General features: G+C 58.5%; 20 protein-coding genes and 1 tRNA gene. 13 read left to right on the top strand and 8 right to left on the bottom strand.

The features are described 5' to 3' along the window. Positions 1-158 precede the first annotated feature (158 nt). Together HNQ72_RS00600 and HNQ72_RS00605 are read right to left on the bottom strand one after the other, a co-directional pair. Positions 159-302, bottom strand: a complete 144-nt coding sequence (locus HNQ72_RS00600; RefSeq protein WP_119940433.1) for a DUF1127 domain-containing protein — start codon at positions 300-302, stop codon at positions 159-161. A 315-nt stretch (positions 303-617) separates the two neighbouring features. Further along, positions 618-764 (bottom strand): DUF1127 domain-containing protein, encoded by a 147-nt coding sequence (locus tag HNQ72_RS00605; RefSeq protein ID WP_112507721.1) that lies wholly within the window; start codon positions 762-764, stop codon positions 618-620. A 641-nt stretch (positions 765-1,405) separates the two neighbouring features. Here HNQ72_RS00605 and HNQ72_RS00610 point away from each other — a divergent pair. The 3 genes from HNQ72_RS00610 to HNQ72_RS00620 all read left to right on the top strand — a co-directional run bounded on the left by HNQ72_RS00610 (position 1,406) and on the right by HNQ72_RS00620 (position 4,845). Then, positions 1,406-1,490 (top strand) — tRNA-Leu (locus HNQ72_RS00610). A gap of 159 nt (positions 1,491-1,649) precedes the next feature. Then, positions 1,650-3,134, top strand: coding sequence for a trigger factor (tig, locus tag HNQ72_RS00615; protein ID WP_183989114.1), 1,485 nt, complete (start codon positions 1,650-1,652; stop codon positions 3,132-3,134). A gap of 88 nt (positions 3,135-3,222) precedes the next feature. Continuing rightward, positions 3,223-4,845 carry an ABC-F family ATP-binding cassette domain-containing protein gene (locus tag HNQ72_RS00620; RefSeq protein ID WP_183989115.1) on the top strand — a complete coding sequence of 541 codons (1,623 nt, stop codon included), beginning with the start codon at positions 3,223-3,225 and terminating at the stop codon, positions 4,843-4,845. A gap of 9 nt (positions 4,846-4,854) precedes the next feature. On the opposite strand, the gene HNQ72_RS00625 is transcribed toward HNQ72_RS00620, so the two are convergent. Continuing rightward, positions 4,855-5,613, bottom strand: coding sequence for a bestrophin-like domain (locus HNQ72_RS00625; protein ID WP_183989116.1), 759 nt, complete (start codon positions 5,611-5,613; stop codon positions 4,855-4,857). A gap of 174 nt (positions 5,614-5,787) precedes the next feature. Between HNQ72_RS00625 and HNQ72_RS00630 the strand changes: the two genes are divergently transcribed. Then, on the top strand, positions 5,788-6,273 hold the full coding sequence (locus HNQ72_RS00630) for a hypothetical protein (protein WP_183989117.1): 486 nt from the start codon (positions 5,788-5,790) through the stop codon (positions 6,271-6,273). A gap of 63 nt (positions 6,274-6,336) precedes the next feature. Here the strand turns inward: HNQ72_RS00630 and HNQ72_RS00635 are convergent, their stop codons facing one another. The 5 genes from HNQ72_RS00635 to HNQ72_RS00655 form a co-directional block, all read right to left on the bottom strand. Continuing rightward, the gene (locus HNQ72_RS00635; protein WP_183989118.1) at positions 6,337-6,717 is read right to left on the bottom strand and encodes a hypothetical protein; all 381 of its coding nucleotides are present in this window, start codon (positions 6,715-6,717) and stop codon (positions 6,337-6,339) included. Positions 6,718-6,831: 114 nt separating this feature from the next. Beyond that, positions 6,832-7,173, bottom strand: a complete 342-nt coding sequence (locus HNQ72_RS00640) for a hypothetical protein (RefSeq protein WP_183989119.1) — start codon at positions 7,171-7,173, stop codon at positions 6,832-6,834. 100 nt (positions 7,174-7,273) lie between these two features. After that, positions 7,274-7,900, bottom strand: coding sequence for a glutathione S-transferase family protein (locus HNQ72_RS00645; RefSeq protein WP_183989120.1), 627 nt, complete (start codon positions 7,898-7,900; stop codon positions 7,274-7,276). 99 nt (positions 7,901-7,999) lie between these two features. Next, positions 8,000-8,455 (bottom strand): GNAT family N-acetyltransferase, encoded by a 456-nt coding sequence (locus HNQ72_RS00650; RefSeq protein ID WP_148146425.1) that lies wholly within the window; start codon positions 8,453-8,455, stop codon positions 8,000-8,002. Positions 8,456-8,526: 71 nt separating this feature from the next. Further along, entirely contained in the window at positions 8,527-9,738 is a 1,212-nt protein-coding gene (locus tag HNQ72_RS00655; RefSeq protein ID WP_148146426.1) for an NADP-dependent isocitrate dehydrogenase, read from the bottom strand. Positions 9,739-9,966: 228 nt separating this feature from the next. Between HNQ72_RS00655 and HNQ72_RS00660 the strand changes: the two genes are divergently transcribed. The 9 genes from HNQ72_RS00660 (at position 9,967) to rpsD (ending at position 18,566) form a co-directional block, all read left to right on the top strand. Further along, positions 9,967-10,497, top strand: coding sequence for a hypothetical protein (locus tag HNQ72_RS00660; RefSeq protein ID WP_183989121.1), 531 nt, complete (start codon positions 9,967-9,969; stop codon positions 10,495-10,497). Positions 10,498-10,557: 60 nt separating this feature from the next. Next, on the top strand, positions 10,558-12,558 hold the full coding sequence (locus HNQ72_RS00665) for an FUSC family protein (protein ID WP_244654255.1): 2,001 nt from the start codon (positions 10,558-10,560) through the stop codon (positions 12,556-12,558). A 62-nt stretch (positions 12,559-12,620) separates the two neighbouring features. After that, positions 12,621-13,460 (top strand): RNA methyltransferase, encoded by an 840-nt coding sequence (locus HNQ72_RS00670; protein WP_183989123.1) that lies wholly within the window; start codon positions 12,621-12,623, stop codon positions 13,458-13,460. Further along, a complete protein-coding gene (murI, locus tag HNQ72_RS00675; RefSeq protein WP_183989124.1) occupies positions 13,444-14,244 on the top strand; it encodes a glutamate racemase in 801 nt (266 codons plus the stop codon). Before HNQ72_RS00670 ends, murI begins: the two co-directional genes overlap by 17 nt. 398 nt (positions 14,245-14,642) lie before the next feature. After that, the gene (locus tag HNQ72_RS00680; RefSeq protein WP_183989125.1) at positions 14,643-14,894 is read left to right on the top strand and encodes a hypothetical protein; all 252 of its coding nucleotides are present in this window, start codon (positions 14,643-14,645) and stop codon (positions 14,892-14,894) included. Continuing rightward, on the top strand, positions 14,891-15,346 hold the full coding sequence (locus HNQ72_RS00685) for a GNAT family N-acetyltransferase (protein WP_244654256.1): 456 nt from the start codon (positions 14,891-14,893) through the stop codon (positions 15,344-15,346). Before HNQ72_RS00680 ends, HNQ72_RS00685 begins: the two co-directional genes overlap by 4 nt. 64 nt (positions 15,347-15,410) lie before the next feature. Next, entirely contained in the window at positions 15,411-16,049 is a 639-nt protein-coding gene (locus HNQ72_RS00690; RefSeq protein WP_183989126.1) for a LysE family translocator, read from the top strand. A gap of 151 nt (positions 16,050-16,200) precedes the next feature. Then, the gene (locus tag HNQ72_RS00695; protein ID WP_183989127.1) at positions 16,201-17,724 is read left to right on the top strand and encodes a helicase HerA domain-containing protein; all 1,524 of its coding nucleotides are present in this window, start codon (positions 16,201-16,203) and stop codon (positions 17,722-17,724) included. A 224-nt stretch (positions 17,725-17,948) separates the two neighbouring features. Continuing rightward, on the top strand, positions 17,949-18,566 hold the full coding sequence (gene rpsD / locus HNQ72_RS00700; protein WP_148146435.1) for a 30S ribosomal protein S4: 618 nt from the start codon (positions 17,949-17,951) through the stop codon (positions 18,564-18,566). Positions 18,567-18,632: the final 66 nt, after the last annotated feature.

Genomic DNA, 18,632 nt, shown 5'->3' on the forward strand with positions numbered 1-18,632 from the left:
TGCCGACAGGAATCAAAAAGCACTTCATTCGAAGTCAATTTGGCGCCTAAGGCTAACCAGAATCAAAAAGGCACCTGAGAAGGTGCCTTTGATCATCCTTGGGCATTTCGGCCGCTAGACTTGTTCATCCGGCGGTTGGGATACCGCCCCGTCAGGGATTAACGGAAGGAACGAGCCGCGATGTTACGGATATCGTAACGGGTCAGGCCGATGTCGGAGAGGGCCTGGTTCGACAGGTTGCCGAGTTCGTTCATCGTGCGGCGGTAGCTGACCCAGTTCTTTGCGATGCGGATCGGGTTCATGGTGGTTTCCTCAAGTCGTCTTTTTCCCGGCGCTCGTTATCGGCTCCGGCGATGTGCTTCTTATACGCCCGAATAATAAGAATGTGCAGTGCAAATTATGTGCAACTGCCATGCATTTGTGCGGTGAATTGTCGCTTTTCTGGGCGATGGGCGAAAAATGAGCTGAGGATTTGCGCTATGGCAATTCTGGCAAAAGACAGAGCGATTTCGCCGTTTCAACAGCAGGCGAAAAAGCTTCCAGGCAATAATGAACTGCACAAACGAAAAACGCCTCCCGAAGGAGGCGCTTTCGACCGACTGGAGAGTCGAGGTTTTTTAGAAGCCAACTGCAGTCCGAGCTACACGGCGGATGTCTGCGCGGCCAATGCCGAGGTCGCCCAGTTCGCGATCGGTCATGCGGCCGAGCTCGGAAACGGTTTCGCGGTACTTACGCCAGTCGCTGAATTTCTTTGCGATGCTCATTGTGGGGATCCTTTGCCCTGTGGGCGTCATATCCGCCCTCTTCATCTGCTAATCGTTTTAAATGTTGTTCTGCACAAAAAACAGCGCCCGTTACGTATGCCACCTATGCGTCTGGTGCATTCCATGTTGCAGTCTATGCCACTGTTGCACTCGGGAACGGAAATGAAGGGCTGAAACGAACGACGCCCACCGGGGGAGGAGGTCCGGTGGGCGTCATATGGGTGACCAGCGATTGGGAGGAGGAGTATCGCCAGTCTATACGGTGCAACGCATGGGAGGAGGAGAGCGCGCACCGAATTTCTTGCGGAAGGTCCGCTTATGAAGCTTGTCTGCAGGTCGGTAACGTTTGTTCCGTCCCGCAATCGCTTCGTTGACTGGAACCTACAGAATGCCAGGGAATTTGTGCACTGCAAACGTCGAATGGATGGCATGCTCCAACTGCATGGCTGTCAATGTGGGCGAGGCGGCTTTCTCATCGCAGGCTTTAATCTCTGTAAGACGTTGATCCACTCCTGTGATGGCTGTGGGCAAGTCTTCTTTGGTGACTGTCATTTTTCCTTTGCGTGCAAGAAAACGGATGATATAGAGACGCGCGCTCTGGAAGGCCTCCGGCGACGAGGTATTTCGACGCGGTTTGGGGCGCGGGTATGGTGAAATTGGTAGACACGCCAGATTTAGGTTCTGGTGCCGCAAGGCGTGGGAGTTCAAGTCTCTCTACCCGCACCAAGCACCGCTGAGGTGCGGTCTTGAGCCAAAGAATAGGCGAACGACCGGCGCCTTTAATGCCGCGGCTGGTCTCTTTGAAGTTCCGGCGATGTGCTGACTGTTGAACGGCTGGAAATGCCGGGTAGTCGGACATCTCCGCCACGATATGAAGGTTTGAAAATGCAGGTTACCGAAACGCTCGCTGAAGGGCTGAAGCGCGAAATCAAAGTTGTCATCCCGAAGCAGGAGATGGAAGCACAGCTGAACGTGCGCCTCGCCGACGCGAAGGATAAGGTCCGCATCAACGGCTTCCGTCCGGGCAAGGTGCCGCTCGCGCACCTCAAGAAGACCTACGGCAAGTCGATCATGGCCGATCTCGTTAACGAGATCATCCGCGACCGTCCGGGCAAGATTCTCTCCGAGCGCGGCGAAAAGTCGGCTACCCAGCCGTCGATCGCAATGACCGAAGATCAGGCAGAAGCTGAGAAGATCCTTTCGGCTCAGGCTGATCTCGAGTTCACGCTCACCTACGAAGTCATTCCCCCGATCGAGCTGAAGTCGACCGACAAGATCACGGTTACTCGTGAAGTCGTCGAAATCGCTGAGGAAGAAGTCAACGAGCAGATCGTCAAGATTGCTGAAAGCGCTCGTACTTACGAAACCAAGAAGGGCAAGGCCGCCAACGGCGACCGCGTCACCATGAACTACCTCGGCAAGGTCGACGGCGTAGCCTTCGATGGCGGCGCTGCCGAAGATGCCGAACTGGTTCTCGGTTCCGGCCAGTTCATCCCGGGCTTTGAAGACCAGCTGGTCGGCGTAAAGGCCGGCGACGAAAAGGTCATCACGGTCACCTTCCCGGAACAGTATCCGGCTGCAAACCTTGCAGGCAAGGAAGCTACCTTCGACATCACCGTCAAGGATGTTGCGGCTCCGGGCGAAGTCGAAATCAACGATGAACTGGCTTCCAAGCTCGGCATCGAATCGGTCGATCGCCTGAAGGAAATCGTTCGCGGCCAGATCGAAAGCCAGTACGGCAACCTGACGCGTCAGAAGGTCAAGCGCCAGATCCTCGATCAGCTCGATGAAATGTACCAGTTCGACACGCCGCAGGGTCTGGTCGACGCCGAGTTCGACAACATCTGGCGCCAGATCAACACGGATCTCGCTCAGTCGGGCAAGACCTTCGAAGACGAAGACACGACCGAAGAAGAAGCTCGCGCCGAATATCGCAAGCTTGCCGAACGTCGCGTTCGTCTCGGCCTCGTTCTCTCCGAAATCGGTGAGAAGGCTGGCGTTGAAGTAACCGAGGAAGAACTGCAGCGCGCGCTTTACGCACAGCTGCAGCAGTTCCCGGGTCAGCAGAAGGAAATCCTCGATTTCTTCCGCAACACGCCTGGCGCTTCCAACTCGCTGCGCGCCCCGATCTTCGAAGAGAAGGTCATCGACAAGCTGCTTACCGAAGTGAAGGTCACCGACAAGACCGTCACCAAGGAAGAGCTGATGGCTGACGACGAAGCCGAAGGCGACGACAAGCCGGCCAAGAAGAAGGCTGCGCCGAAGAAGGCCAAGGCCGAAGCTGCGGCCGAGGGTTCTGAAGGCGAAGAAGCCGCTCCGAAGAAGAAGGCTGCTCCGAAGAAGAAGGCCGCTGAAGACAGCGCCGAATAATCTTCGTAAAAAATGATTAGAAAAGCCGGGTCGGCAACGATCCGGCTTTTTTATTGTCTGCAACCCATCAACTGACGTCTGCCGAGCCATGATCCGTATCGAAAATATCAGCAAGTCGAACAGCCATCGCATTCTCTACATCGAGGCTTCGGCTGCGCTTAATCGCGGTGAAAAAATTGGTCTCGTTGGCCCGAATGGCGCCGGCAAGACGACACTCTTTCGGATGATCACCGGCGGTGAGATCCCCGACGAGGGGCAGGTCTCGGTCGAAAAGCACGTCACCATCGGCTATTTCAATCAGGATGTCGGCGAAATGTCCGGCGTCAGCGCCGTCACAGAAGTGATGGATGGCGCAGGCCCGGTCAGCACTGTTGCGGCCGAATTGCGCGAACTCGAAGCCGCCATGGTCGATCCCGACCGGATGGACGAGATGGATGCCATCATCGAGCGTTACGGTGAGGTTCAGGCTCGTTACGAGGAGCTCGACGGTTATGGTCTGGAAAGCCGGGCCCGCGAAGTGCTCGCCGGTCTCTCCTTCAGCCAGGAAATGATGGACGGTGACGTTGGCAAGCTTTCGGGCGGCTGGAAGATGCGCGTCGCGCTCGCCCGCATTCTTCTGATGCGCCCCGATGTGATGCTGCTCGACGAACCCTCCAACCATCTTGATCTCGAAAGCCTGATCTGGCTGGAGCAGTTCCTGAAAGGTTATGACGGCGCGTTGCTGATGACCTCGCACGACCGCGAGTTCATGAACCGGATCGTCAACAAGATCATCGAGATCGATGCCGGGTCGCTCAATACCTATGCAGGTGATTACGGATTTTACGAGCAGCAGCGGGCGCAGAACGAAAAGCAGCAGCAGGCGCAGTTCGAGCGTCAGCAGGCAATGCTTGCCAAGGAAATCAAGTTCATCGAGCGCTTCAAGGCGCGCGCCTCCCATGCTGCCCAGGTTCAGAGCCGGGTGAAGAAGCTCGACAAGATCGAACGTGTCGAGCCGCCGAAGCGCCGCCAGTCGGTTGCTTTCGAATTCCAGGCTCCGCCGCGTTCGGGTGAAGACGTGGCCAACCTCAAGGGTGTCCACAAGGCCTATGGCAGCAGGACGATCTATGATGGGCTGGATTTCTCCATCCGTCGCAAGGAACGCTGGTGCATCATGGGTGTCAACGGCGCCGGAAAATCGACGCTTCTGAAGCTGATTGCCGGTTCGGCCGAACCGGATCAGGGATCGGTCGCGATCGGTGCCAGCGTCAAGATGGGCTATTTTGCCCAGCACGCCATGGACCTGCTCGATGGCGAGCAGACCGTGTTCGAATGGCTCGAATCGGAATTCCCGCGTGCCGGGCAGGGCGCTCTCAGGACGCTCGCCGGCTGTTTCGGTTTTTCCGGCAATGATGTCGAGAAGAGGTGCCGCGTGCTTTCGGGTGGTGAGAAGGCCCGCCTCGTGATGGCGGCCATGCTGTTCGATCCGCCGAATTTCCTCGTCCTCGACGAGCCGACCAACCACCTCGACCTCGATACCAAGGAAATGTTGATCAAGGCGCTGTCCGAATACGAAGGCACGATGCTCTTCGTCAGCCACGATCGCCATTTCCTTTCCGAACTGTCGAACCGCGTGCTGGAAGTCTCGGCGGAAGGTGTGCATCGTTATGATGGCGGCTACCGCGAATATGTCGAGCGCACCGGATATGAGGCGCCTGGTCTAGTAGCTTGAACTGGCCAATCAGTTTGTCATTTCGGCCAATGCGCGATGCAGAGGAGCATCCGAGATCTGGATCAGGCCTGCAAACGGTGAATCCATGTCGAGAACCAGATAGATCGATATGGCGATCAGCAGCGATGAGGCGTTGAACATGATCAGCACCACAGCGTTTTTCGGTGCCCGGTAACCGAAGCTGGCAAAAATCAGCGTCAACCAGGCGACCAGCATGCCAATGACAGGCGCAGGTATGACACCGGCTTGTTGCTCCACGATCATCCAGCGCTTCTCCACGATGCTGCGATATTGCTGCCTGATATCCTCCAGCAGCCTCGCTTGCGCAGGCTCCGTGGCTTGCAGGGCGTTCAGATCGTTGCCAACCTGTGTCAGGCGTTGCTCGGCGTCGTTGCGACGGTGTTGCAACGCATCGTCAGCCCGGCTGGGATCTGCGATTGCGTGTTCGACATAGGTGACGAGAGATTTGCGCACTCCGGCGGTCTCATCTCCATAAAATTCGAGTGAGCGATCGAAGAGAATCAATTGTGTGGCGTAGACATGGACATTGCTGTCGAGTGTCTCGAACGTGTTCTTCGATGAATTGATCATCAGGCCGAAAACGAGCGATGTCATCACCACGAAGATGTTAGCAACAAGCCTGACCACGGCATTCGTTTCATCGTCGCGATGAGATGCCCTCAGTCTTGGGTAAAAATGCACGCAGGTATAGGAGGCACCGCTCAGAAGCACAAAGACAAGAATCGCTATCGGCAATTCGCTGGGCATAGGTGGTTTCCTCCTGGCACCTGCGCATTCTTTTCAAGTTATAATTATGCAGCCTGTACGCGACGCCAATCCTCGACGTTCGGATTATAGTTCCATCTTTCGCCTTGATCCGTCTTCCATGCCCTCTAGCTAGGCCTCAGGAGGCTCTGGCAAGGAACAAGGCGATGTCGAAATATGGATTTTCAGACCCTGCATTTTCGGGCTATGGCCCGGTTGTCGATTTTGAGCGCCATTCTCGCATCCTGCACGATCCCGCCTGATACGTCGCGGGTCGTGGCAGAAAACTCGACCGTAACGGCTGCGCGCAAGGAGCTGGTCGGTCTCGACGAGGATGATGTGCGCATGTGCGCCGGCTTCCCTAGCGCCAGCAGCACCACCGCCGATGGCGGTTCGATCTGGGCCTATCGTCGTGACATGCCGCGCGGAAACTGGAACGTCGTCAATCCGTCCTTCACGCTTTTCGGCGCGATACCTGCGGTCAACACGTCGACAAGCGGTTCCTCGGGCGGCAATTGCAGCACGCAATTCCGATTCGCCGAAAACAGGCTGAAGCAGGTGGAGTTTGCGGGCGATAACAACACGACGACCGATCTGAATGGCCTCTGCGTCAGCTTGATCGACAATTGCCTGATCTATGCCCGCAAGAAGAAGGCGCGATAAGCAGGCGCCATCTCATGAAAAAAGCCGCGCGATGCGCGGCTTTCAAAAATCTTGCGATATGCCTCAACGGCAGACGCGGATCGATTCCATATGCCAGCCGCCATCATAGGCGTTGCGAACACGCTGATCCTCGAACCAGCAGCGCGGCGGAGGCGGTGGTGGCGGCTCCACATAACGAGGGCCACCGCTATTGGCCAGCGCGCCGCCGATCAGGCCGCCGACGATGCCTGCAGCGAGGCCGCCGGCAATGACCTTGCCGGTATTGTCGTGATGACGGTGATGGCGATCACGGTCGCGGTCCCAGCGCGGTGGTGGCGGTCCGCGACGGTCGTCCCAACGCGGTGGCGGTCCGTCGCGCCATTGCGCCATCGCTGTTCCGGCCGGGGCCATGGCCGCGCTGGTGAGGATGGCGATGGAGAGGACAGAAAGAGCAAACTTCTTCATGTGTTTCGTCCCTGGGCGCCGGATTGTCCTTGGCGCTTCGATGGCGGACATTGCGTCAGTCTGCCTTAACGTAGCTTGAACGAAATCGCTCTTTCCGTGGACATGGCTCCAGCCCTACTGATGGATCGTGTAGGATCCCATGGCGCAAAGATCCTGAGTGTCTTCCATGTCCTCGAAATTGGAATCTTCGGTAAACTCGAAACGCATGTCGTATTTGCAGGTCCTACGACCGTCGGCGATCGTAATCTTCATGCTATCGCCCGGCTCCAGCACGTCATCACCGAACACGTCATCTTCCCAATTATCCACGCCGGTCGGCGAAGTATAGAACCGCTCGAGCGTGCCGCTGGTTTTGTTGATCAATGTAAAGACGAGATCGTCTGCAGCGCGCGAGGCGCCAACGGAAAGAATAAGCGCTGCAAACGCACCGGCGGCGATGGAGGTGAACCGTGACATGTGAAAGATCCCAGCCCATGATTGGGCGGTATATCATTACCGTACTGGAAGATGCCTTCAACATGTCTCCGGATTCATGATGAATCTTGGCATTCGTCAGTCAGGTGGTTTGAAGTGCGGATGCCGCCATGTCGTCTTTTTCCACCGCACGCTGATAGGCGTCGCGAAGGGCGATGCGCCCGAAATATTGCTCGAAAGCCGGCCGTTTTTCGATCGAGCCGAATTGCAGCCCCCAGCCGATCTGCGAGCCGACATAGACATCCGCCGCGCTGAATTTTTCGCCGGCTATGTAGGAATTGCTGCGAAGGGCGAATTCCAGCGCGTCCATCACGTCGGCAAAACTGCCGTAGCCTATCATCCGCTCGCGGCCGGGTGGAACTTCAAAGCCGAGCGCGCGGTTGCTGACGGCTGCTTCGAGCGGGCCGGCGGCGAAAAACATCCATCGATAATAGTCGGCGCGGTCGGCGGGTGAGGGCGCCAGGCCCTTTTCGGGAAAGGCATCGGCAAGATAGGCGCAGATCGCCGCACATTCCGTCACCGTCTTTTTGCCGTGAATAATTGCCGGGACCTTGCCCATCGGATTGACTGCCTTGTAGCTGTCATCCTTCATCGTCGTGCCGAATTGCAGGATTTCCGTGCGGTAGGGGGCGCCGATTTCCTCCAGCATCCAGCGGGCAATGCGGCCGCGTGACATCGGGTTGGTGTAGAATAGGATCTCATCTGCCATCCGTCATTCTCCTGTTGCCGCTCCTTGTTTTGGAGCGCGCGGCGACACAATCAAGGTTTGAAGTTTTTAGGCGATGAATGGATCGGACCGGCGTGCTTGCTACAGGGGCTTGCGGTACTGGATAAATCCCGGCGCTACGGCGACGCGATCATAGAGGCGTCTTGCCGCGTCGTTCTTTTCCTGCGTCAGCCAATACAAACGACCGGCATTCTTATCGCGAGCAAGCAGCGCCACCTTCTCGATCAACGCCTCGCCGACGCCGCGGCCTCTCTGGCTGTCATCGACATAGAGGTCCTGCAGGTAGCATGTCGTATCCGGCAGCCAGGTCGAGCGGTGGAAGAGTGCATGCACGATGCCGACAAGCTTGCCCTCGTCGAATGCGCCCAGTGCATGCATAGGTTCTTCCGGGTCGTGAAACCGAGACCATGTGATGTCGTACTGCTCCTTCGGCAGCTCCGATTCATAAAAGCGGATATAGGCCTCGAACAATGGCTGCCACGCCTCGCGGTCGGATGGCGCGAGAGGACGGATTTCGACAGGACGATTGGCAGACATGCTAAGCCTCCGGCGCAAAAGAAAACGGCGGGGAAAACCCCGCCGTTCAAATCTACTCTGAAGATTATGGCTTACGCCATGGCCTTCTTCAGGTTTTCGTCGATCTTGTCGAGGAAAGCGGTGGTCGAGAGCCACGGCTGATCCGGGCCGATGAGCAGCGCCAGGTCCTTGGTCATGAAGCCGGCTTCGACCGTGTCGATGCAGACCTTCTCCAAGGTGTCGGCGAACTTCGTCAGTTCCGCATTGTCGTCCAGCTTGGCGCGGTGTGCGAGACCACGGGTCCAGGCGAAGATCGAGGCGATCGAGTTCGTCGAGGTTTCCTGGCCCTTCTGGTGCTGGCGGTAGTGACGGGTAACCGTGCCGTGAGCGGCTTCGGCTTCAACCGTCTTGCCATCCGGCGTCATCAGGACCGAGGTCATCAGGCCGAGCGAACCGAAGCCCTGCGCAACGATGTCCGACTGCACGTCGCCGTCGTAGTTCTTGCACGCCCAGACGTAACCGCCGGACCACTTCAGTGCGGAAGCGACCATGTCGTCGATCAGGCGGTGTTCGTACCAGATCTTGGCTTCGTCATACTGAGCCTTGAATTCGGCGTCGAAGATTTCCTGGAACAGGTCCTTGAAGCGGCCGTCATAGGCCTTGAGGATCGTGTTCTTGGTCGACAGGTAGCAGGGAACGCCGCGCTGCAGAGCGTAGTTGAACGAAGCGCGGGCGAAGTCGCGGATCGAGTCGTCGAGGTTGTACATCGCCATGGCAACGCCGGAAGACGGTGCGTCGAATACGTCATGCTCGATGGTCTGGCCATCGTCGCCGACGAACTTGATCGACAGCTTGCCCTTGCCCGGGAACTTGAAGTCGGTTGCGCGGTACTGGTCGCCGAAAGCGTGACGGCCGACGATGATCGGCTTGGTCCAGCCCGGAACCAGGCGCGGAACGTTCTGCATGATGATCGGCTCGCGGAAGATGACGCCGCCGAGGATGTTGCGGATCGTGCCGTTCGGGCTCTTCCACATCTTCTTCAGCTTGAATTCTTCAACGCGGGCTTCGTCCGGCGTGATGGTGGCGCACTTGATACCGACGCCGTGCTTCTTGATGGCGTTGGCGGCGTCGATCGTCACCTGGTCGTCGGTGGCGTCGCGGTTTTCGACCGAGAGATCGTAATATTCGATGTCGAGATCGAGATAGGGAAGGATCAGTTTGTCCTTGATCAGCTGCCAGATGATGCGGGTCATCTCGTCGCCGTCGAGATCGACGACTGGGTTGGCTACCTTGATCTTCTGCATGGACTTCCTCTTGTCGTGAGTGGGCCGGAGCGGCCCCGAATGGATCAACGGGTTGCGCTATAACATCGCAGGGCAGGTGTGCAAAGCCGTGAGACGGGGATTGGCGGCTTTTCTGTGAGATTTCAACGCAGGCGCCGTTCGGCTTTGAAAAACAGCAAGAATGGTCATTGCCAAATAAAGGCCGAGGGGTAATGTCCGCGCAAATCGCTTCGAATACGGATCACCGCCATGCGAACTCTGCCGCTCGCTCTTGCCCTGTCGTTTCTGTCCACGGTTTCGGTCGCTGCCGAACCCGTGGATCCGGTCAAGGAGGTGATGAAGGTCACCGAGGACAACTGGAACAGCAATGACAGCGACTGGAAGTTCATCTTCGATCCGGAGCCACTGGCACGCCTGTTCAGTAAGCGTTTCCAGACGGCCTATGCCGATGCCGCCAAGCACCCGGCCTATGAAACGGAAAACAACCAGCCAGGCGATCCTTTCGGTTACGATGTCGTCACCGCCTCGCAGGATGGCTGCCCGCTGCAGGATATCGTCATGGCGCCGGGCGTGGCCGCGAATGGCAAAACGGATTTTAAGGTCACATTCAAGCAATGGACCTGCATCGATGACGCCGATTTGAAGGACACGGTCTCCGAAGTGCATTTCGATGTGATCGATGAGGGCGGCAAGCCCGTGATCGACGACATCCACCGCGTGGCCGATGGTGAAAGCGATAGCGTCGTCGAGGAAATGCAGTCGATCGCCAAGGGCGAGTGATGCCGGGCATGCCCGGCTTTCGGAATGATACAATCGATGTTTAGGGCGCGGCGGATGGTCATGACCTTTGCTGATCGTCTGCTGGCCCATGATCCCGCCTTGTCACGGGTGAAGATGGGAGCGCGCGTGACGCTCACCATCCTCGCCTCGATCCTCACCCTGATCGCCATTCATGTGGCGGTAACGCCGCTGCCGTCGATTTCCTATGCGCTGGCGATCGTGCTGTCGATCGAAGGCGGCGTTGCGGTAAAGGACAAGAGGCCTGGCGACCAGCTGACAACGCGCTTGATGGGCTGTGCAGCAAGCCTTTTCTGCATCACGCTTGCGGCAGCACTGGAGCCTTACCGGATTGTCGCCGACCTGACATTCCTGTGCGTGATATTGGCTGCGAGCCTTGCGCGCGTGTTCGGTCCACGCGGTTTTGCAGTCGGCATGTTCGCCTTCATTTCCTATTTCATCGGCGCGTATTTGCGACCGACATTTTCTGAACTGCCGCTTGCGGCATTGGGTCCGCTTTTTGCCGTCGCCTTCGGGCACCTGATCCGCAAATACCTGCTGGTTGACGACTGGCGTCGCGATCTCGCCAAGACCCTTCGGGCGATAGAGCATCGTGTTTCGGATATGCTGATGCGACTTGCCAGCCTTTCTGCGAGCGGAACCCTGACGGAGAAAGACCGCTTCGAACTGCGCCAGATGGAAGAACAGCTGAAGGACGTGGTGCTGATGGCGGAAGGCCTTCTCCCGCGTAATGCCGACGCTTCCATGCCCAGTGACAACAGTCCCGTCATGGCCGTCTCTATCGCCATATTCGATCTTCACCTCGCCGCCGAAAGCGTCATCGTACAGTCGCTGGGGGCCTTGCCGCCTGCGGCTCTGCTTCATGCCGTTCTTCATGGCGATGCCGTTGCGGCAAAGCGGATCGCGGACGATCCGGATCTTGCGGGCGATGATGACCCGGCACGGCGCAGCGTTCACGCGCTGTTATGGCTACAGCGGGCTTCCTTCGCGCTGCGTGAGGCGGCCAACGATCGGGCATTCCAGCAATTGATGGCTTTTGGCGAAATACCGCAGACGGGACCGACTGTTAAACCTGACTTTTCGTGGAAGAACCCGCTCGTCCGCGCAGCTGTCCAGATCACCATCGCCTCCGGCATCGCCATGGTCTTCGGGCTGCTTCTGTCCCGCGACCGCTGGTTCTGGGCCGTGCTGACCGCATTTCTCGTGTTTAACAACACCCGCTCGCGCGGCGACGCGGCGCTGAGGGCGATTCAGCGATCGGTCGGTACGCTGCTCGGCGTTGCCATCGGCCTTGCCTTGGCGACGCTTCTTTCCGGTCACACGACTACAACTGTCGGCCTTGCGGCCGTCTGTGTATTTCTGGCCTTCTATTACCTGCAGGTCTCCTACGCGCTCCTGAGTTTCTTCGTCACCATCGTGCTATGCCTCGTCTATGGCCTGATCGGCCAGCTTACATATGAGGTCCTGTTGCTGCGGCTGGAGGAAACGGTGATCGGCTCAATCGCCGGCATGTTTGTCGCCTTCGTCATCTTTCCATCCTCCACCCGCTCGACCGTCGAACTGGCGCTTGCCCGATGGTACGACGCGCTCGGACAATTACTGGAGGCGGTGGACAAGGGGGAAGGCCGCTACCGGCTGATCGAATTGTCGAACCGCCTCGATGAGACTTACCGAGACCTGACCGTTGCAGCGCGTCCGCTGGGCAGCGCTTGGTCGCTGGTCACCCGGCCGGGGCCGATCCGCCAGACATTGGCGATTTTCCTCGCCACCTCCTATTGGGCCCGGATCCTGGCGCGGGATTTTGCAAATGCTGAAAACGGCAACGACCCGGAACTGCACCGCGCGATCGATAATGCAAGGCAGGCGCTGGAAAAGGCCGCAGCCAGGAAGGCGGACTGTTTTTCCATCAAGACGTCGCGTCATGCTGCTGCAAGCGGCAATCTGCCGGCACCGGGGCACGGCGCCGCACATGGGGCGGATATGGTCACCAATCTGCTCAACCGCCTTTATCCACCGGCTGCAGATGAGCAAAAGAGCCAATAACCGGCTTGCCGTTACTGTCCGACGGGTCTATTGCCCGGCTTCAAGAACAAGCGGAAACGAATATGTCGGGCACCAATAGCGAACGTGAACTCATTGCCGAAGGACCGGCGATCATTCTGGTCGAGCCGCAACTCGGCGAAAATATCGGCATGGTCGCCCGCGCCATGGCCAATTTTGGCCTCGTCGAACTCCGCCTCGTCAACCCGCGTGATGGCTGGCCGAATGAAAAGGCGCGCTCTGCCGCCTCCAAGGCCGATCACGTCATCGACGGCACCAAGGTCTATGACACGCTGGAAGAGGCGATCAGTGATCTCAATTTCGTCTATGCGACGACAGCGCGGGAGCGTTACGGCTTCAAACCGGTCCGCTCACCCGTCTTTGCTGCAGCCACCCTGCGGGAAAAATTCAAGGCAGGCGAAAAGACCGGCATCCTCTTCGGCCGCGAGCGCTGGGGCCTTAACAATGAAGAAGTGGCGCTTGCCGACGAGATCGTCACCTTTCCGGTAAACCCCGCCTTCGCGTCGCTCAATATCGCCCAGGCCGTGCTTCTCATGTCCTATGACTGGATGAAGTCGGGCATCGACGACCTTGAAGAGACACGCTTCCAGCCGATCGAACAGAACCCTTCGACGAAGGAACAGGTGCTCGGCATGTTCGAGCATATCGAAGAGGCGCTGGATGCCCGCGGTTATTTCCATCCGCCAGAAAAAAAGCCAAAAATGATCGACAACCTTCGGGCCGTCCTGTCGCGTCGGGCTTTTTCCGAACAGGAGATCAGCGTGTTTCGCGGGGTGATCAATTCGCTTGATCGCTTCCCGCGGCAGTGGCCGAAAAAGACGGTGCCGAGACAGAAGAAGGCCTCAGAGGCAGGGGAGACAGAGGGGAATGACAGCGGCGAATGAACTGAAGCCGATACTGGTGTTCGATTCGGGCATCGGTGGGCTGACGGTGCTGCGTGAGGCGCGCGTGTTGATGCCGGAACGCGGCTTCGTCTACGTCGCCGATGACGCGGCCTTTCCCTACGGAAGCTGGGAGGAGGGTGCATTGCAGGAGCGCATTCTTTCGCTGTTCGAAAAGCTGCTTGCGGAACACAGGCCGGAAATCTGTGTCATCGCCTGCAATACGGCCTTTACTCTAGCCGGTGCCGCTCTTCGCGAGAAATTCCCCGACATGACCTTCGTCGGCACGGTGCCGGCGATCAAACCGGCGGCCGAGCGCACCCGCTCGGGGCTTGTCTCCGTTCTGGCAACGCCCGGCACAGTCAAGCGCGCCTATACGCGCGATCTCATCCAGTCCTTCGCCACCCAGTGTCATGTCCGTCTCGTCGGATCCGAAAACCTCGCCCGCATGGCGGAAAGCTATATCCGCGGCGAGGCGATAGCCGATGACGAGGTGCTTGCCGAAATCGCCCCCTGCTTTGTCGAGAAGGATGGCGAGAAGACCGATATCGTCGTGCTCGCCTGCACCCATTATCCCTTCATGGCCAATCTCTTCCGCCGTCTCGCTCCCTGGCCGGTCGACTGGCTCGACCCTGCCGAAGCGATTGCAAGACAGGCGCGCCGCAAGGCGCCGCTCATCGAGGGCGTCGAACATCCCGAAGGTCTCGACTTTGCCGTCTTCACCTCGGGCAACCCGGATTTTGCCACCCGTCGCCTCATGCAGGGTTTTGGTCTTCGCACCGGCTGAGATACCGCCTGATCGTTAACTGTTGCCGTCGCGCAACAAAATCGCCTTTCAATGCAATTTTCGATTGTGAGTGCTTGCGCGTTTGAAAAGACCGTGCAATGTTCCAGCATCCGCAACCCAAACAAGGGAGAGCATCCATGAATACATATTCTGCTTATATGCGCCTCTCTGGCGGATTGGTCCGAACCGTGCGGGTAAATTACCCGCGCAATCTTCTCGGACTTGCTTTCCACGGCTGATAACGCCTGGAATCCGCCTTTTGGCAATTTTCTCGATCTAAACTCGATTTGACGTGACCGGTCTATCCGCCTGACGGTACTTGCCGTCTGCACTTCCGCGCGCGTCTTTCCAAACCACGAAAGGACCCGCTCGCACTCGCGAGACGGGGCGGAAAAGCTATGCGTGAAATGCACGTAATGGTTGCCGACGTTCTGTCGGCAGAAATGGATGCTCTCCACCGGCGCCACGGTCCATGGCGTCTGATCCGGGCACTTGTCGCGACCCTCGTCAGGCGCTCTTCGCCGTTTTCTGCGAACCGTTCGTCGGATCTCGACAATCACATGCTTCGGGATATCGGCCTGCCCGAGAATGTTCCTGAGGTCGATTTTGTCCTGCAGTCCCGGTTCGTCGACTGGAGGAACTACCTGTGAACGACGGTTTGACCTTCCGCCAACTGGCCCTTGCAGACATGGAGGCCGCGTCGAATGTGTTTCGCACCGCATTCGACGCGCAACTTCCATGGCTTGCGGGCCTTCACAAGCGGGAAGAGGATCGGGTTTTCTGGTCGGGATACCTGTTCTCGAACTGCGTCATCTGGGGTGCTGCGCGACAGGATGGGCTGCTCGGCGTCATCGCGTTTCGCCAAGGCTGGGTCGATCAGCTCTATATCCTGCCGCATATGCAGGGGCGGGGCATCGGTTCGCGCCTTCTTGGTCTAGTCACGGCCAGTCATGTTCGCCTTAATCTCTGGACATTTCAGAAGAATGCCGGTGCCCGGCGTTTTTATGAAAGTAAGGGGTTCGAGGCCGTTCGCGAAACCGATGGCGCTGACAACGAAGAACACGAGCCCGACATTCTCTACAGCTGGCGCCGCTACGCCTGAAACGCCCACTTGTCACGCTGATCTTTCCGTGACTTGATCTCATTATCCATCCGAGGAAACGCCCATGTCGTTCGAACACTGGCTTGCATTCGTTGCCGCATCCGCCGTGCTGCTGGCAATTCCGGGACCAACCATCCTTCTTGTCATTTCCTACGCGCTGAGCCATGGCCGCAAGGTGGCGAGCGCCACCGTGGCCGGCGTGGCGCTCGGCGATTTCACCGCCATGACCGCCTCCATGCTTGGCCTCGGTGCGCTGCTCGCAACATCCGCCATGCTGTTCACCGTGTTGAAATGGGTCGGTGCCGCCTATCTCATCTATCTGGGCATCAAGCTATGGCGCGCGCCGGTGTCCGGACAGGAGGCAGTCGTCGAAGATGCCGATGGGCCTGTCGTCCGACCATTTCGCGTTTTCCTCCATACCTATGCGGTGACGGCGCTTAACCCGAAAAGCATCGTTTTTTTCGTTGCCTTCCTGCCGCAGTTCCTCGATCTGACGCGGCCGCTCTTCTTCCAGATGGCTGTTTTCGAAGTGACCTTCCTGGTTCTGGCAACCATCAATGCCGCGCTCTACGGGCTTCTGGCCTCCATGGCGCGCAACACGATCCGCAAGCCCAAAGTCCAGCGTATCGTCAATCGCACCGGCGGGTCGCTGATGATCGGTGCGGGGCTTCTGTCACTCGGCTTCAAGCGGGCCGCCGCCTGATCGCAAAGCTCTGATCTTAATGCCTGTTGATTTTTCTCTCTTTCCCGAAGAAACGAATCTCGATCTCTGTTAAGGGGAGGGGTCGGCGCACTGCCTTACCGCAGCGAGACCGCCGACAAGACGTAAATCTTGGGCATACGAGGGCAGCATAGTGCAAGTCGGCATCGATATGGGAACTGTGACCGGTGGTACGCCGGCCAAGCTCGATATCGAGGAGCTTCTGGCGACGCGTCTGCTTGTCCAGGGCAATTCCGGTTCGGGCAAGTCGCATCTTCTGCGCCGTCTGCTGGAGCAGTCAGCTCCGTGGGTGCAGCAGGTCGTCATTGATCCGGAAGGCGACTTTGTCACTCTGTCGGACAAATACGGTCATGTGGTCGTGGATGGCGAGCGTACCGAAGCCGAGCTTGCCGGCATCGCCAACCGCATCCGCAAGAACCGCGTTTCCTGCGTGCTGACGCTCGAGGGTCTCGATCTCGAAGAGCAGATGCGTGCCGCAGCCGCTTTCCTCAACGGCATGTTCGATGCAGATCGCGATTACTGGTATCCGGTTCTCGTGGTTGTCGACGAAGCGCAAATGTTCGCCCCCTCCGTCGGTGGCGATGTTTCCGAAGACGCCAGAAAGATGTCGCTCGGCGCGATGACCAACCTGATGTGCCGCGGCCGTAAACGTGGTCTCGCAGGCGTCATCGCAACCCAGCGCCTTGCAAAGCTTGCCAAGAACGTTGCTGCCGAAGCCTCGAACTTCCTGATGGGCCGCACCTTCCTTGATATCGACATGGCGCGCGCGGCCGATCTTCTCGGCATGGATCGCCGCCAGGCCGAAATGTTCCGCGACCTGAAGCGCGGCAATTTCGTGGCGCTCGGGCCGGCTCTGTCGCGCCGTCCGCTGCCGATCGTCATCGGCAATGTCGAAACCTCAGCGCGCTCCTCCAGTCCCAAGCTGATGCCGCTGCCGGATGCACCGCAGGATGTCGAAGACCTGATCTTCACGCCTGATCCGGAAGAATTCGCCCGGCCGATTACCGCCGTGCGCCGTCCGACGCCGACACCGCGTCCGACGACCGATATTCTGGCTGAACTCTCGCGTTCGGCGCCTGCGGCAAGCCAGCCTGCGGCGAACGAGCCACGCGTGGCCATGCCGGAACTGACAGAGGAAGAGCGCGAGGAGCGGCTGACGGCGGTGATGTCGGAAATCCTCGATGATCCGCAATCGGCCTACCGCACTGACAGCGTGCTCTATCAGGATTTTCTCGTGCGCGCCCGCATGCGTCGTCTGCCCGGCCCGCCGATCTCGCTCAGCGATTTCCGCCGCCGCACCGCGATCGCCCGTTCTGGCGTCGATGCCACCATGGCGGCAAGCGAGAGCTGGGCGACCGTGCTCTCGCTGTCGAATGGCGTGTCCGATGACCTGCAGGGCGTATTCCTGATGATGGCAAAGGCAGCACTCGGCGCCGAGCCTTGCCCGTCTGACGCCCGCATCGCCCGCGCCTATGGAACGCATTCCGCCCGCCGCGCCCGCCGCCTTCTCGGTTATTTCGAGGAGCAGGGGTTGATCGTCGTGCACACCGATTTCGCCGGCAAACGCATCGTCGCCTTCCCGGACTTGCAGGCTGAAACGGCTCCGGGTGCCGCTGAAGCTCCTGATGAGGGCGATCTCAAGATCGCAGCGGAATAAACTGCTTAAGGTCCTTCCGCAGTTGACAATTCCATGACAGCCCCCTAAAGACCGGCCCAGCACCGGGTGGCAACGCCCGGTGTTTCATTTGACATGTCCCGTGGCACTCTCCGATCGCTTTCGTGAGAAGCCTGTCAGAACTTCCAAAACGAGGTTCAGAGGAGGGCGTGTTTCCTTCATCCGGTTTGGCAACAAACCGGTGCAACCGTTCGAAAGGAAATGCGATGAGCAAGCGCGAATCGTCCAAGTACAAAATTGACCGCCGTATGGGCGAAAACATCTGGGGCCGTCCGAAGTCCCCGGTTAACCGCCGCGAATACGGCCCGGGCCAGCACGGCCAGCGCCGCAAGGGCAAGCTCTCCGACTTCGGTGTTCAGCTCCGCGCAAAGCAGAAGCTGAAGGGCTACTACGGCGACATCCGCGAGAAGCAGTTCCGCGCGATCTACGAAGAAGCCAACCGTCGCAAGGGCGACACCGGTGAAAACCTGATCGGTCTGCTCGAGTCGCGTCTGGACGCCATCGTCTACCGCGCCAAGTTCGTTCCGACGGTCTTTGCTGCCCGTCAGTTCGTCAACCACGGCCACGTTACGGTCAACGGCGTTCGCGTCAACATCGGTTCCTACCGTTGCAAGGCCGGCGACGTTATCGAAGTTCGCCAGAAGTCCAAGCAGCTCGTAACGGTTCTCGAAGCCGTTTCGCTCGCTGAACGCGACGTTCCGGATTACCTCGAAGTCGACCACAACAAGATGGTTGCCACCTACGCTCGCGTACCGGCTCTCTCGGATGTACCGTACCCGGTCATCATGGAACCGTCGCTGGTCGTCGAATTCTACTCGCGTTAATCGCGACGAAATTTGCGGAAATGGCCCCTTATGGGGCCATTTTTGTATCTGCCGGTCAAAACAGGC

Source organism: Aliirhizobium wenxiniae (genome assembly GCF_014201355.1).
Classification (GTDB): Bacteria; Pseudomonadota; Alphaproteobacteria; order Rhizobiales; family Rhizobiaceae; genus Neorhizobium; species Neorhizobium wenxiniae.